Source organism: Pseudomonas japonica, assembly GCF_013522925.1.
GTDB lineage: Bacteria > Pseudomonadota > Gammaproteobacteria > Pseudomonadales > Pseudomonadaceae > Aquipseudomonas > Aquipseudomonas japonica_A.
In genome coordinates, this window is record NZ_JAAMQU010000010.1 from 84046 (window position 1) to 97749 (window position 13704).

A 13704-nucleotide genomic window follows, 5' to 3' on the forward strand; every position below is an offset into this window, starting at 1 on the left:
CTTCAAGCCTCCTTTTCAATGAGTAACCGCAGCGATTTCAGAACAGAAAACCGCCGTCCACGTTGAACACCTGGCCGGTCATGTACGCCGAGGCGTCGGACACCAGAAACGCCAGCACCCCACACAGGTCCTCGGGCTCGCCGGTGCGCTTGATCATCTGGCTGTTGCGTACCTGCTCGAACAGCCCTGCAGGCAGGGCGGCGCTGCTGCCGGGGTGGCGAATCAAGCCTGGCGAAAGTGCGTTCGCGGTGATGCCGTCTTCGCCCAATTCCACCGCCAGCGCGCGAGTGAGGCCAATCACTCCCATCTTGGCGGCGATGTAGGCCATAAAGCCCTTTTGTGGCCGGCCGGTGTTGCTGGACGCCAGGTTGACAATCCTCCCCCAGCCACGCTCGCGCATGCCCGGGACGAAAGCCTGGCTAAGCAGGAACGGGGCATCCAGGGTCACCGCGTGACAGTCGCTCCAGTCCAGCAGCGTGGTCGCTTCAAGGCTTTTCAGCGGGATATAGGCCGCGTTGTTCACCAGCACGTCGCAGCGGCCGAAGCGCTCCATTACCTGGCCGTACAGGTAGGCGATCTGTTCCGGCTGGCGCAGGTCGCAGGCAAAGCTCTCGGCCTGCCCGCCCCGCTCGCGAACCGCGTTGGCGACGTCTGCGGTGTCAACACAATCCACCAGGGCGATGCGCAGCCCTTCTTCGGCCAGGCGCAGCGCGAATGCCCGCCCTAGCCCGCCTGCTGCGCCGGTGATCAAGGCCACCCGAGTGTCGTTGTGGTTCATGCCATAGCTCCTTCAGTGGCGGCTGTTGAGGCCGAGCAGTTCATCGAACTGGACGTGGAACAACAGCCCGGCGGCATAGCCATCGCGGGGGTTGATTCCGGTGTAGGGGTTGAGCCAGCTGCTGGTGCCCCAGGTGCGCAACACGAAGGGGCTGACCACGATGCTGTCGGTGAGGATGAAGTTCGCATCCAGCGACACCCCGAATTCGTCCCGCCCGGGCCGGTAGTCGCCGCCGCCGGCTGCGGCGTGCGCCTCCTCGAGAAACGCCTGTTCACGGGATGTGAGACGGGCCCAGTTGAAATTCAGCGAATAGCTGTCAAACGGCCTGCTACGAAAGGGTGCGGAAAGGATCAGCCCGGCGTTGGCCTGAGTGGCCACGCCATTGCTGGTGTCCTCGTCGAAGGTGTGGGTAACGCTGGCGAAGGCCGCCACGGCGGTGGGGGCCGGGTCCTGCCCCTTGCCACCGTCCTGGCGCCAGAGGGTTTTCTTGCCACCCAGGTACAACCCGCTCACGCCCTTGCTGGTGGCGGACGCTGTGGCGCCATCGGCCACCCGCGAGGTGCCGTTGACAGTGAAGTATGGGTCGGTCTGGCGGCCGTTGTTATGGAACGCCAGCACCTCCCAGGTTTGCGGATACGCCTCCATGCGGTAGTCGCTGCGATACGCCAGGTTGGCCAGGTATAAAGTGCTCAGCGTGCCGCCGCTGTCGCCTTCGTCGCGCTCCCATCCATTGGTGAAAGGGTAGGCATTGTTGCTGCGCCACGCACCGACCTGGGCGCGCAACGCGGGAGTGAAGTCATACCCGATGCGGGCGTTCCAGTTGGCGTAGGGCGGCGGGTTGATGCCAGCGGTGTCCTGCAGAATGGCGTTCACGCAACCCAGCGGCACGTTGCACAACGGCAGCGCGAAATAGTTGCCGGCGTTGCTCTTGCCCACTTCGATGGCGAGCTTGTCGTCCAGCAGCTTTTGCTCGTAGGTGAACAACGTGAGGTGGCTTACCCGGGGAATGTACGGCCCGGGCTTACCCGCCAGCACATCGCCGACCTGGCCGCCGTAGGTCAGGTTGCTGGTCCAGGGCACATACAGCTGTTCAAAATGCAAGTTGCCGCCAGGCAGCCCCACCAGCCGGTCGAGGTCAAAATCCGCCCCTACGGCGAAAATGGTCAGCGACTCGTGGTTACCCGTGCTCAGGCCCACGCTGGGGTTGCGCAGGTAAATTTCCGTCATCGACAGGTGGGGGCTGATGCCATGGGCTTTCAGCCAGCGCCCCTGCTCGGCCAAAGGCTTGTCACTGGCAAGGGGTGCTGCGGGTTCCACGTTCAATACCCGAGGGCCAACTTTCTGGTTGGGGTATTCGGTGGCCATGGTGTCGGCCACGGTTTTCGGCTGCTCGGCCCATGCCGGGCACGCCACCGCTATCATCAAGGCACAGCCAACCGCCGCTCGCTCGTTCATGTCGGGTCTCTGTTGTTGTTTTTTTCAGGCTGAGAGAGGCCACCCGGCGCCAGTCGCGCCGGTTGGGTTACCACTTAAAAGGGGTGTGTCACGGGGTAAGCGGCAGGCCCTGAGGCTGACGCCGGACCAGGCTGGCCATCAGCGCCAGCACGGCCACACCCATGCACAGCCAGCCGGCCCAGCCCACGGTGGTCGCCAGGTGCCCACTGGCCTTGCCTACGGCCACTACCAGCAACGGGCTGCAGAACATGCCCAGGCAATAGCTGCCGTACCACATGCCGGTGCCAAGCCCCCGACGTTGCCAAGGCAGCTCGCGCATGTTCCAGATGGCCAGGGTAGGCAACATCAGCCCGCAGCCCAGGCCGTTGACCAGCGCCACCGCCATGATGCCTTGCCAGCTGTGCATCGCCGGTATCACCACGAAACTGGTGGCGATCAGGCCGAACGCCAGCGCCAGGCAGTGAGACGTGCGCAGCCCCATGCGGCCCAGCGGGTGCACCGCCAGCGTACCGAGCACGATCATCACGCTGCAGGCCGAGGCCACCAGGCCGGCGGTCTGGGGCGATGGCTCGCCGATGTCGCCAAGCAGGTAAGCCATCTGGATCTGCAGCACCATGAACATCACCGCGCCGATAAAGGTCACCACGCAAATGCCCAGCAGCACCGAGGGCCGAAAGCGTGGGCCGTTGCCGTTGTGCTGTTCATCCGCGGCCATGCTGGCGGCGGCTGGTTCCCACAGCATCGCCTTGCTCACCAGCGCCAGCAGCAGCGGCACCGCATACACCACGTAAGGCATGCGCCAGCTGATCTCGCCCAGGGCGCCACCTACCATGAAGAACACAATGGCCGAGCTGGAGGCGAAGGTGGTTTGCAGTGCCAGGTACTTCTGCCGCTGTGCGCCGCTGTAATAGTCGCCGATCAGCATGGTGCTGATCGTGACTACCACCGCTTCCACACAGCCCAAGGCCACCCGGCTGACAATGATTGCGTACAGCGAATCGAGGAACATCGGCAGCACGCCGAACACGCCATAGCCGAAGATGGAACCCACCAGCAATGCCTTGCGTCCGTAGCGATCGGCGAGCAGCCCCACCACCGGGCTGAGCAACGCCACCAGCAGGCCTGGCACGGTAAGCGCCACGGGGATCAGAAACTCGACGTTGGGCACCTGGGCAAAGTGCGCCTGCATCTGCGGCAGGCTGGGCGCGATCACGATCGCCGCCATGGGCGACAGGCAGTTGATCAGCAGCAAAAGGTAGGTGGCCAGGGTGGCCTTTGACTGGGTAATGCTCAGCGGAGCGTTCATGGTGTCTCCCGTTATTGTTATTAGGTGCACGGAGTGTTCTACAGCGGGTTCAACGTCCTCTCGATCAACTGCGTCAGGCTGCCGTCATGGCACAGCCCCAGTTGCTCGGCCGCTTCGCTGCGCAGTGGCGGATAGTGCCCGAATGCCGCTTCCAGCGCCTCATTGGGCACGAAGCTCACCGTCGACTGGCCGAAGCGCTGCTGCAGGCCTTCGATCAACGCGCCCATGCTCAGGTGCAGCACCGGCAAGGCGAACACCCGACGCGCCCGGAGCGCCTCGGCCGGCAAGGTCGCCGCATGCAGCAGGTTGTCCACGCAACGCACTGCAGACATCCACCACGCCGTGGCCCGCGCCGACACTGGGCATTCGAACGGCTCGCCGGCTTTGATTTTCCAGAACACGTCACTCATGAAGGCTGACAGCAAGCCGGAGGGCTGCGGCGGGCGCGCTACGATACCGGGCAAGCGCAGGCTGATGCCATCAAGGGTGCCGCGCCGGCTGAAATCGTCGATCAACAGCTCGCCAATCAGCTTCTGCGTGGCGTAGCTCAGGTGCGGGCGCAACGGGGTGAAGTCGTCTACCACCTCGGGCAATGGCGAGCCATACACGGCGATGGTGCTGGCAAACACTACGCGCGCGGGGGTTGCCTGGCGCTGCAACCCTTCAAGCAAGGCCAGGGTGGCGTCCAGGTTGGCCTGCCGGCCCAGGGCATAGTCGCGCTCGGCCAGCCCGCCCGGCACGCTGGCAAGGTGAAACACCACGTCGGCCGGCGTTTCCAGTGCCGTGGCCAGCAGCGCCGGGTCATCCAGGCTACCACCCAGTTGCTGTACACGCGGATCATCGGTGGGTGTAGTGAAGCCCAGGTCTACCAGGGTGAGGCGATCCCAGCCCGGCAAGGCGGCAGGGTCGGTGAGCAGCCGGCGAACCAGCGACGCGCCGACGAAGCCGTTGGCCCCGGTGATCAGAATGTGCATGTCAGGCCTCCTGCGCGGGCACGAAGCGGTGGTCGATGGCGCCGAACACGCTCTGGCCGTCGAGCCCGACTATCTCGAACCGCAAGCGGTCGCCGAAGCGCAGGAACGGCGTTTTTGCTTCGCCGTGCTCGAGCACTTCCACCGCGCGGCGTTCAGCCAGGCAGGCCGAACCGGTGCGTGGATAGTCACGGTTGGAAAAGGTACCCGAGCCCAGCACCGTACCCGCGCGCAGGTTACGTGTGCGTGCCAGGTGCATCACCAGCTCGGGGAAGCTGAAATCCATTTCCTCGCCGTTGGGCTCGCCAAAGCGCTCACCATTGCACTGCACCTGCAGCGGCAGCTTCACCCGCCCGTCTGCCCAGGCGTCGCCCAACTCGTCGGGCGTGACCGCCACCGGCGCGAAGACGGTGCTGGGCTTGGCCCGCAGCGGGCCGAAGCCGATGCTCACTTCCTTGAACAGATGCGCGCGCAGGCTCACGTCATTGAGCAACATCAGCAACTTGATGTGCCCGGCGGCCGCGTGGGGCTCGATGCCCATGGGCACGTCGTCGAGCACCACCGCCACCTCCCCCTCGAAGTCGATCTGATGGTCCTCGCCTGGCACGAGGTAGTCGTCGCAGGCGCCGAGAAAATCATCGCCCGCACCCTGGTAGATGATGGGTACGCCAGCGTCTTTCTTGATGTCCAGTTTGTACGCGCGCTCCATCAGGCTGCCGTGGTTAAGGAACGCCGAGGCGTCGGCCCACTGATACGCGCGAGGCAGCGGTGCCATGGCTTCGCGCGGTTCGAAGGCAAAGGCTTGTGGGGCAAGGCCTGCGTTGAGCGAGTCATACACCTGCTGCAACAGCGGCTCGCAACGGGCCCAGTCTTCGATGGCCGCTTGCAGGGTGCCGGCGATACCATTGGCGAGCACAGCACGGCTCAGGTCGCGGGATACCACCACCAGGCGGCCATCACGGCTGCCGTCTTTCAAGGTTGCCAGCTTCACAAGAGTGCTCCTTGTTCGGCCCACAGGGCCGGGTATTGAATGAGTTCCAGCAAGTTGCCGCTGTTGTCGCGCAAAAAGCCCATGGGCGTACCGCCAATCACGTGCTCGAAAACGATGTCGGCGCCCTTGCTTCGCAGCTGGGCGAAGGCGGCTGACGCGTTCTGCACGGCAAAGCACAGGTGCTTGTGGCCATGAGTGAGCAGGTCCAGATGCGGCTCGCGGCGCTCGGCAGGCAAGGCCATGGCGCCTTCGAGTTGGAACAGCTCGATGCGGTAGTCGCCTTGGCGAATGAACGCCACCTCGGCCGGGATCTGCTCGATAAAGGCACGGCTTTCCAGCTCGAAACCGAGCATCAGGCGGTACCAGTCGATAGCCTCGTCCAGGTCCGGCACGCTGATGCCGCCGTGGTGGGGTTTGAGTGCGAATACGTCGCTCATGGCGCCCTCAGCTCAATGCTCTGCCGCCATCCACTGGGATGACAACGCCGGTGGTAAAGGTGAGGTGGGTGGCTACTGCCACCACGGCCTGAGCCACTTCCTGTGGCAGGGCCAGGCGGCCAAGGGGCGTGCGTTGCGCCTGCTGGTCACGCCAGTCGCTGGCCAACCCTTGCACGAACTCGGTGTCCGCCAGGCCCGGCGCGACCGACACCACTCGCACGGCGGGCGCCAAGGCTCGCGCCAGGGACGCGGTCAAGTTGTCCAGCGCGGCCTTGGACGCGCAATACGCGATGTTGCTGCCCATGGCCGTACGCGCAGCGATCGAGCTGATATTCACCACCAGCCCATTGCCGCTGGCCTGCAGCAGCGGCTGGAACGCCCGAACACAGGCGATGGCGCCGCGCACATTGGTGGCGAAAATGCGGTCGATCAGTTCATCGTCCAGCCCGAGCAAGTCCCCGTGTGGCACGAAGCGAGTGACGCCGGCGCAGTTCACCAGAAGGTCGCAATGGCCATGGCGTGCATCTACCAATGCCGCCAGTTCGTTGAGTGCGTTGCTGTCGGTGACCGGTGCCGAGGCGGCCCAATGGCCTCCTCCCACGCGTGGCAAGTTCTCGGTCAAGGCCTGCGCGGCTGCCGCTGAATGGTGATAACCCGCCACCACACACGCGCCCTCCTCGGCCAACGCCTGGCATATGACCTGGCCCAGCCCGCCAGTGGCCCCGGTGACTACCGCCACCTTGCCTGTAAGCCGGCTCATCCGCGGGCCGCCTGGAACCGCCGCACGCGGATGTCGGCTTGTTCCTTGTGGCCAGAGAAGTGCTCCAGCGCGCACAGCCGTGAACACACCTCGCCAATGGCCACGCTGGCTTCGTCGGTGAGCACGCGCTGGTAGGTGTGGGTCTTGATGAACTTGCCCACCCACAACCCGCCGGTGTAGCGGCCGGCGCCCATGGTGGGCAGGGTGTGGTTGGTACCGATCACCTTGTCACCGTAGGCCACGTTGGTGCGGTGGCCGAGGAACAAGCCGCCATAGCAGGTCATGCGTTCGAAGAACCACTCCGGGTCCCGGGTCATCACTTGCACATGCTCGGAACACAGCCGCTCGGATTCGGCGAGCATTTCCTCGTCGCTGTCGCACAGGATGATTTCGCCGTAGTCTCGCCACGCCACGCTGGCCACCGGCGCAGTATCCAGCCGTGCCAGCACCTGCTCGATGGCGGCGGGCAGTTCTTCGGCCAGCCGGCTGCTGGTGGTCACGCACACCGCCGGCGACGTGGGGCCGTGTTCTGCCTGGCCCAACAGGTCCACGGCCACCAGTTCGGCATCCACGCTGTCGTCGCAGATCACCAGGGTTTCGGTGGGCCCTGCGAACAGGTCGATACCCACGCGTCCATAGAGTTGGCGCTTGGCCTCGGCCACGTAGGCATTGCCCGGGCCGACGATCATGTCCACGGGCGCAATGTGCTCGGTGCCCAGGGCCATGGCCGCCACGCCTTGAACGCCGCCCATCACATAGATTTCATCGGCGCCAGCCAGGGCCATGGCGGCGACAATCTCCGCCGAGGGCTTGCCGTCGAATGGCGGCGCACAGGCGACCACCCGCTTCACACCTGCCACCTTGGCGGTGAGCACGCTCATGTGCGCCGAGGCGAGCAGCGGGTATTTGCCACCGGGGATGTAGCAACCTACGGCGTTGACCGGGATGTTCTTGTGGCCCAGCACCACGCCGGGCAAGGTTTCAACCTCCACGTCGCGCAGCGACAGCAGCTGCACCTGGGCGAAGCGGCGAATCTGCGCCTGGGCGAATTTGATGTCCTCGATGGCCTGTGCCGGCAGGCTGTCGATGCAGGCCTGGATCTGTGCCTGGCTCAGGCGCAGGTCGGTGGGGTTCCAGCCATCGAACTTCTCGGAATACTCCCGCACCGCCGCCTCGCCCCGCTGCTCCACGGCGCTGATGATCTGCTCCACGGTGTCGCGCACCTGGGCGCTCAATTCGGCTTTGTGCGCGGCGGGCTTGCCCTTTTTCAAATGACGAATCATGGCCTGTGTTCCTTGTTGTAATGAGTGTCAGCGCCAGTGCACCAGCGGCTGGCCCGCCACGGGCGAGCGGAAGTACGGGATACGGGTGCCCTGCAAGCTCCCCAGGTACACGGTTTTCAAATCGGCCCCACCAAAGGTGATACTGGCCATCCAGGGCGCGAGCGTGCCGCGGGTGGCCTGCATGATCTGGGGGGTAAGGGTTCGAGCGTGGTAATGCGCGTTAAGCACGGCGGTAGCGTCGGGGTTGCTGTCGTCCAGCAGGGTCAGCACTTCACCGTCCGGGGTGAGCGCGATCAGCTTGTCGCTCATCACCAGGGTTACCCAGAGGTTGCCGAAGCAGTCGAAGGCGAAACCGTCCGGGAAGCCTTCCAGTTCAGCAGGGCCGAACACTTCCCGGTCACCCAGCGAGCCGTCGGAGCGCAGGCGAAGGCGCGAGATACGGCGCACGTTGCTTTCCACCACGTACAGCCACTCTTGGCGGTCGTCGAAGCGGATTTCGTTGGTGCCGCCGAAGCCCTCCGCGACTACACGAATGCCGTGTTCGTCGATCACGCCGATGTAACCGTCCAGCACGCCGGAATTGATCGAGTCGGTCCAGGGCTGCATCGTGGTGGTAACCGTGAACCAGATCCGCCCCTGACGATCCCGCAGCGGGAAGTTGGTCTTGCCCAGGGGCTTGCCGTCCAGTTGGTCGAACATCACCTGCAGGTTGCCTTGGCGATCGAGCTTTTCGATACGGTCCAGGCCCCAGTTGCAAATGATGAAATCACCGTTTTCGGTCAGCGCCAGGCCGTTGGGCAACGAAGCACCCTGTGATTGCACGTAGCGGGCTTCGAAGCTGGCGTCACTGCCGGGCGCCTGGGCCGGGGTCAGCAGGGTTTGCTCGCCGTGGGCAGTGATGTGCATCACGCCACCGCGGGCATCGGCGGCCCACAGGCTGCCGTCGGGCTGGGCAATGATGCATTCGGGACGTTGCAGGTCGTAGCCGATGAATCCAATGGCGTCGCGATCAACCTGCCAGCCTTTGAGTGGGTTGCGGTTCATGGAGCGTCCTTGTTCAGCGCGTCAGATAGGTTCGGAAACCACGCGGATCATCTTGGCCATCAGCCCGGCAAAATCGGCTTCAGGCGTGGGCCGTTGCTCCCACTCACCGATCTGCACCGAGCCTTCGTTGATGAACTTGCAGCGCTCGTAGCGGCGGGCCATGAAGCCGTCCAGCACCGCTTGCGTCTCCAGCCCGGCGCCGCACAGTTCACCCAGCACCACGGCGTCTTCCACCGCTTGCGCAGCGCCCTGGCCCATGTGTGGGGTAGTGGCGTGTGCCGCGTCGCCGATCAGCAGCACCCGGCCGCGGTACCAGGGCGCGGGCATGAGCAGGGCTTCCAGCGGGCGGTACACCACCTGGCTGTTGTCGGTGATCTGCGCGCTCAGCTCCGGCACCAGCCCGCCATAACCTTCGAGCCGCTTGCGAAATTCCGCTGCGAGAGTTTCGGGGTCGAAAAACGGGTTACCGGGTTCTTCGAACACCGAGAGGATGTAGAGGCTGTCTTCGGTGAGCGGGGTATAACCGGCCTTGCCGCCCGGCTTGCCCTCGAACATGTGGGACCAGAGCAGATCCTTGGGCCGGGGCAAGTTGTAGCGCCATACGCCTTGGCCGGTGAAGCGCGGCCGGTATTGCTCACCGAACACGGTGGCGCGCACTTTGGAATACACACCGTCGGCGCCAACCACCAGGTCGTAGTCGCCGCTGCTGCCATCGGTGAAGCGCACTGACACCTTGTGTTCGCTTTGTTCGATGTCGCTGAAGGTCACGCCCAGCCGCAGGGTGGCGCCGTTCTGCGCCACCGCATCGAGCAATACCTTGTGCAAGGCGGGCCGGGTAAGGCCCAGGTTGGCGGGGTAGTCGTCACCGGCCAGGCGGGCGCCGCTGAGTTCGGCCTTCACCTGACCCTGCTGGTTGCAGATTCGCAGGCCGTTGTAGGGGAAGCCCGCCGCCACTGCCGCGTCGGCGATGCCCAGTTGCGCCATGGCCCGGATGCAGTTCGCCTGCACCACAATGCCCACGTGGTACACCTTGGCCTGGGAGGTGATCTCCACGATCTCCACCGCCACCCCAGCCCTGCGCAGGGCGATCGCGGCGCTCAGCCCGCCGATCCCCGCGCCCACTATCAGCACGTTCCTGATCTCGCTCATCCAGCGTGTCTCCGGTTTTATTGTTGTGCCCCGCCAGGCGCTGGCGGCGAGGTATGGGCCTCACACTACGCAGCGGCGGGGTATGCCGGAAATTGTTTGTTCGGATAGCTGTCATCCATGGCATGGATGGCTGGTCATGGTCAATGTACCGGGGTATAAACACCGCAAATGCTGGCGACCATAACCATAAGAAGACCCCCACATGCGCTTTCATGGCCTGGACCTGAACCTGCTGGTAGTGCTCGACGTGTTGCTCGCTGAACAGAACATCACCCGTGCCGGCGAGCGGCTGTTTCTCAGCCAGCCGGCCACCAGCGCGGCATTGGCCCGCCTGCGAATCTATTTCGAAGACGATTTACTGGTGCAAATCGGCCGGCGGATGGTGCGCACCCCCATGGGTGAAACCCTGGCGCAACCGGTGCGCGACTTGCTCATCCAGATGCGCGCCACGCTGGAGAACCGCAGCCAGTTCCAGCCGGAACAGGCCAGCCGCACCTTCACCTTGATGGCCTCCGATTACGTGGGCATGGTGCTGATGCCCGACGTGAGTCTTCGCTTGAGTGAATTGGCGCCCAAGTGCTCGCTTGAGCTGTTCTCGCCCAACGATGATGCCATTCATGAGATCGAGCGAGGGCACCTGGATTTTCTGCTGCTGCCCGATACGCAACTGATGGAGGGCCACCCCTCCAGCCCATTGTTCGACGACATTTTCGTGTGCGTGGTGTGCCGGGAGCACGGGCCGGCAACGCTCTCGTTCGATGACTACAAGCAGCTTGGCCACGTGCTGGTGCGCTGGGGCAACGAACACCGCACCCCTACCGTGGATGAGTGGTTTCTACGCCGTTTCGACTTCGAGCGCCGGGTGGAGGTGACCACCCACACCTTCAACAGCGTGCCGCCCTATGTGATCGGCACCCGCCGCATCGCTACCATGCACCGCCGCCTCGCCGAGCGCTGGGTGGAATACCTGCCGCTACGCATCCTGCCCGCCCCCTGGGCGGCGCCGGACCTCACCATCGCGCTGCAATGGAACAAATACCGCCAGCACGACCCGGGGCTGGCGTGGTTGCGCAACCTGATCATCGAGACGGCGGCCGGGTTGGGTTAGGTGTGGTCCCACGCCGCCCGAGCGGCGAGGATTTCCGGCGCCTGGCCTTCCAGCCACTCCAGTAACCCTTCCAGCCGCTGCGCCAGCGCAACACCCAATGGCGTAAGCCGGTATTCCACCTGAGGCGGAATGGTCGGGATTACCGTGCGGGACACCATGCCGTCGCGCTCGAAGGCACGCAACTTGAGGGTGAGAATGCGCTGGGACAGCTCAGCATCGGCCATGGCGTTCACCTGCCGTTGCAGCTCGGTGAAGCGCAGCATCCCGGTTTTCAGGATCAACAGCAGCAGCGGGCTCCAGCGGTCGCCAAGCCGGCCGAGGGTTTCCCGGATAGGGCCGTGTGGGTCATTGCCGTTGTGTAGCACCCGCGCGCGCAAGCGCACCAGGGCCTGCTGCTGAGTTGCTTGCGGGGCTTGAGTGTCGGGGTTTTCCACGCGGTGATGTTCCTGCGGTTGGTGGGGGCACGCACATTGAGGTAACCGACCCACATTAAAGTGCGATCTTCCGGGCATGCAAAGCCTACTCCTAGAATCGCCCCACAGCCCAGCCACTGGCACGGCTGCGAACAACAATAAAACCCTGTGGGAAGGTGCAGATGAACCATTACGACGTAGTCGCAATCGGCGGAGGGCACAACGGCCTGGTCGCCGCGGCCTACCTGGCCAAGGCCGGAAAAAAGGTGCTGGTGCTGGAGCGCAAGGATTACGTGGGCGGTGGCGTGTCTACCCGCCAGCTCAACACACCGGGTTTCTGGCACGACGAGCACTCCAGCGTGCACATCATGATCCAGGGCAACCCGATGATCACCCAGGACGAACTGGGCCTGTTCAGCCGGTTCGGGCTCAAATACAACTATTCGGACATCCCCCACGCCACGGTCTTCGAGGACGGCACTTCACTGATTACTTACCGCGACCTGGACAAAGCCTGCGCATCCATCGCGACGGTATCCGAACGTGACGCCGACACCTACCGCAAGCTGGCGTTGAAGGCCGGTGGCCTGCTGCCGTTGTTCCTTTCCGGGTTTTATTCGCCGCCCCTGCCGATGGGCGCCATGGTGGCGATGCTCGACCAAAGCCTGGAAGGCCGCGAGCTTTTCGATGCCATGCAGCGCAGCACGCTGGACATCATCGATAACCTGTTCGAACACGACAAGGTGAAGATCCACTTGCTGCGGGTGATCGCCGAGAACCTGCAGATGCCCGACGAACTGGGCACAGGGATGGGCGTGTATGCCTTTGTCGGTATCATGCACACCCATGGCGTGTCGCAACCGGTGGGCGGCAGTGGCAAGCTGTCGGAGGCTCTCGCCCGCTGTATCGAGCACCACGGTGGCGAAATCCGGTGCAACGCCGAAGTGCGCAAGGTGGTGGTCTCCGATGGCCGCGCGGCGGGCGTAGAGCTGGCTGACGGTGAACGTATCCTTGCCAGGGATGCGGTGATCGGCGCGCTTCACCCCCATGTGATCAAGCGCTTTGTGGACGGGCTGGACCCGGGTGTAATCGCCCGCGCCGAACGCGCCACCCTCGCCCCCTTCAGCCTGTTTGTGAGCCACTACGACTTGCATCGCCAGGCTGAATTTCACGCAGGCCCCGACGTGGGACGTGCCACCATGCTGACCATGATGAGCAGCGATCGCCTGAGCGACATGCTGGATGATTTCGATGCCTTGCGGCGCGGCCGCGTGTCCACGCGGCGGCTGGTGGCGGGCGGTGATGAAAGCATCAACGACCCTACCCGCGTGCCGGCTGGCAAGGGGATGTTCCATGGTATGACCTTCGCGCCCTACAACCTGGCCGAAGGCGGCGCCGCGCGCTGGGACGAGTACAAGGAGGAATTCGGCGACCTGAGCCTGCATGCCTACCGCAAGTTCGTGAAAAACCTGACGCCGGACAACATCATCGCCCGCACCCTGTGCTCGCCACTGGACCTGGAGCGCAGCTCGCCCAACTCCATGGTCAAGGGGGACGTGCACGGGGTGGCGCCGTACTTCTACCAGAACTTCGCCCACCGCCCCACGCCCGACCTGGGTCGCCTCTCTGTACCAGGGCTGGACAACCTCTACCTGGTAGGGCCGTTCATGCACCCCGGCGGCGGCGTATTCGGCGCCGGCCGCGCAACGGCCATAAAGGTGTTCGACGATTTGGGGATGGATTTTGACCGCGTGACGAGGAACTGACCATGAAGATATTCGGGAGCGACAACAGTGAGCTGATGGCGGTGAGCACCATCGAACGCAACGGCAACGAACTGCTGATCAAGGGCAAGATCTTCGGCGCCATGCCCATGGTCGCCCGGCTGCGCCCGGAGGAGGCGCGGGCGGCATTGAAGATGCTGGACCTCAAAACCGTGCTGTTCCTGCTCAGCCTGGTATTCCGCGCCCGGGTGGGTAAAGTGAAGCCCAAGGCGAGCGCCGTGTAGG

The 13704-nt window shown here is 64.3% G+C and carries 14 protein-coding genes; 3 read left to right on the top strand and 11 right to left on the bottom strand.

Translation table 11 applies throughout. From position 1 onward, the window contains the following. Nucleotides 1-37: 37 nt before the first annotated feature. The 10 genes from G7016_RS16725 to G7016_RS16770 all read right to left on the bottom strand — a co-directional run bounded on the left by G7016_RS16725 (nt 38) and on the right by G7016_RS16770 (nt 10174). Nucleotides 38-778: an SDR family NAD(P)-dependent oxidoreductase gene (locus tag G7016_RS16725; protein WP_181116573.1), complete on the bottom strand. Its 741-nt coding sequence runs from the start codon at nt 776-778 to the stop codon at nt 38-40. Nucleotides 779-790: 12 nt separating this feature from the next. Next, complete coding sequence (locus G7016_RS16730) at nt 791-2233, bottom strand: carbohydrate porin (protein WP_181116576.1); 1443 nt, start codon at nt 2231-2233, stop codon at nt 791-793. An 88-nt stretch (nt 2234-2321) separates the two neighbouring features. Next, entirely contained in the window at nt 2322-3539 is a 1218-nt protein-coding gene (locus tag G7016_RS16735; protein ID WP_181116579.1) for an MFS transporter, read from the bottom strand. A 38-nt stretch (nt 3540-3577) separates the two neighbouring features. Further along, a complete protein-coding gene (locus G7016_RS16740; RefSeq protein WP_181116584.1) occupies nt 3578-4513 on the bottom strand; it encodes an NAD-dependent epimerase/dehydratase family protein in 936 nt (311 codons plus the stop codon). 1 nt (nt 4514) lies between these two features. Further along, nucleotides 4515-5501: a fumarylacetoacetate hydrolase family protein gene (locus G7016_RS16745; RefSeq protein WP_181116606.1), complete on the bottom strand. Its 987-nt coding sequence runs from the start codon at nt 5499-5501 to the stop codon at nt 4515-4517. Next, complete coding sequence (locus G7016_RS16750) at nt 5498-5938, bottom strand: VOC family protein (RefSeq protein ID WP_181116621.1); 441 nt, start codon at nt 5936-5938, stop codon at nt 5498-5500. The genes G7016_RS16745 and G7016_RS16750 overlap by 4 nt, the downstream gene beginning before the upstream one ends. A gap of 7 nt (nt 5939-5945) precedes the next feature. Further along, on the bottom strand, nt 5946-6698 hold the full coding sequence (locus tag G7016_RS16755) for an SDR family NAD(P)-dependent oxidoreductase (RefSeq protein WP_181116623.1): 753 nt from the start codon (nt 6696-6698) through the stop codon (nt 5946-5948). Continuing rightward, complete coding sequence (gene hisD / locus G7016_RS16760; RefSeq protein ID WP_181116626.1) at nt 6695-7981, bottom strand: histidinol dehydrogenase; 1287 nt, start codon at nt 7979-7981, stop codon at nt 6695-6697. The genes G7016_RS16755 and hisD overlap by 4 nt, the downstream gene beginning before the upstream one ends. Before the next feature lie 27 nt (nt 7982-8008). Then, nucleotides 8009-9025: an SMP-30/gluconolactonase/LRE family protein gene (locus G7016_RS16765; protein ID WP_181116629.1), complete on the bottom strand. Its 1017-nt coding sequence runs from the start codon at nt 9023-9025 to the stop codon at nt 8009-8011. Between the two features lie 21 nt (nt 9026-9046). After that, nucleotides 9047-10174, bottom strand: a complete 1128-nt coding sequence (locus G7016_RS16770) for an FAD-dependent oxidoreductase (protein WP_181116632.1) — start codon at nt 10172-10174, stop codon at nt 9047-9049. A 202-nt stretch (nt 10175-10376) separates the two neighbouring features. Here G7016_RS16770 and G7016_RS16775 point away from each other — a divergent pair, with 202 nt between their 5' ends. Further along, complete coding sequence (locus tag G7016_RS16775; RefSeq protein WP_181116635.1) at nt 10377-11282, top strand: LysR family transcriptional regulator; 906 nt, start codon at nt 10377-10379, stop codon at nt 11280-11282. On the opposite strand, the gene G7016_RS16780 is transcribed toward G7016_RS16775, so the two are convergent. Further along, on the bottom strand, nt 11279-11716 hold the full coding sequence (locus G7016_RS16780; protein WP_308812179.1) for a winged helix-turn-helix transcriptional regulator: 438 nt from the start codon (nt 11714-11716) through the stop codon (nt 11279-11281). The genes G7016_RS16775 and G7016_RS16780 overlap by 4 nt on opposite strands. Before the next feature lie 161 nt (nt 11717-11877). On the opposite strand from G7016_RS16780, the gene G7016_RS16785 reads away from it, so the two are divergent. Together G7016_RS16785 and G7016_RS16790 are read left to right on the top strand one after the other, a co-directional pair. After that, nucleotides 11878-13461 (top strand): phytoene desaturase family protein, encoded by a 1584-nt coding sequence (locus tag G7016_RS16785; RefSeq protein ID WP_181116641.1) that lies wholly within the window; start codon nt 11878-11880, stop codon nt 13459-13461. Nucleotides 13462-13463: 2 nt separating this feature from the next. Then, nucleotides 13464-13703 carry a hypothetical protein gene (locus G7016_RS16790; protein WP_181116644.1) on the top strand — a complete coding sequence of 80 codons (240 nt, stop codon included), beginning with the start codon at nt 13464-13466 and terminating at the stop codon, nt 13701-13703. Nucleotide 13704 lies beyond the last annotated feature (1 nt).

Bases quoted from the DNA above. Each gene is read 5' to 3' on its own strand.
- G7016_RS16750 (WP_181116621.1), bottom strand. From the start codon at position 5,938: ATGAGCGACGTATTCGCACTCAAACCCCACCACGGCGGCATCAGCGTG.
- hisD (WP_181116626.1), bottom strand. From the start codon at position 7,981: ATGATTCGTCATTTGAAAAAGGGCAAGCCCGCCGCGCACAAAGCCGAA.
- G7016_RS16790 (WP_181116644.1), top strand. From the start codon at position 13,464: ATGAAGATATTCGGGAGCGACAACAGTGAGCTGATGGCGGTGAGCACC.
- G7016_RS16725 (WP_181116573.1), bottom strand. From the start codon at position 778: ATGAACCACAACGACACTCGGGTGGCCTTGATCACCGGCGCAGCAGGC.
- G7016_RS16785 (WP_181116641.1), top strand. From the start codon at position 11,878: ATGAACCATTACGACGTAGTCGCAATCGGCGGAGGGCACAACGGCCTG.
- G7016_RS16775 (WP_181116635.1), top strand. From the start codon at position 10,377: ATGCGCTTTCATGGCCTGGACCTGAACCTGCTGGTAGTGCTCGACGTG.
- G7016_RS16740 (WP_181116584.1), bottom strand. From the start codon at position 4,513: ATGCACATTCTGATCACCGGGGCCAACGGCTTCGTCGGCGCGTCGCTG.
- G7016_RS16735 (WP_181116579.1), bottom strand. From the start codon at position 3,539: ATGAACGCTCCGCTGAGCATTACCCAGTCAAAGGCCACCCTGGCCACC.
- G7016_RS16770 (WP_181116632.1), bottom strand. From the start codon at position 10,174: ATGAGCGAGATCAGGAACGTGCTGATAGTGGGCGCGGGGATCGGCGGG.
- G7016_RS16765 (WP_181116629.1), bottom strand. From the start codon at position 9,025: ATGAACCGCAACCCACTCAAAGGCTGGCAGGTTGATCGCGACGCCATT.
- G7016_RS16755 (WP_181116623.1), bottom strand. From the start codon at position 6,698: ATGAGCCGGCTTACAGGCAAGGTGGCGGTAGTCACCGGGGCCACTGGC.
- G7016_RS16730 (WP_181116576.1), bottom strand. From the start codon at position 2,233: ATGAACGAGCGAGCGGCGGTTGGCTGTGCCTTGATGATAGCGGTGGCG.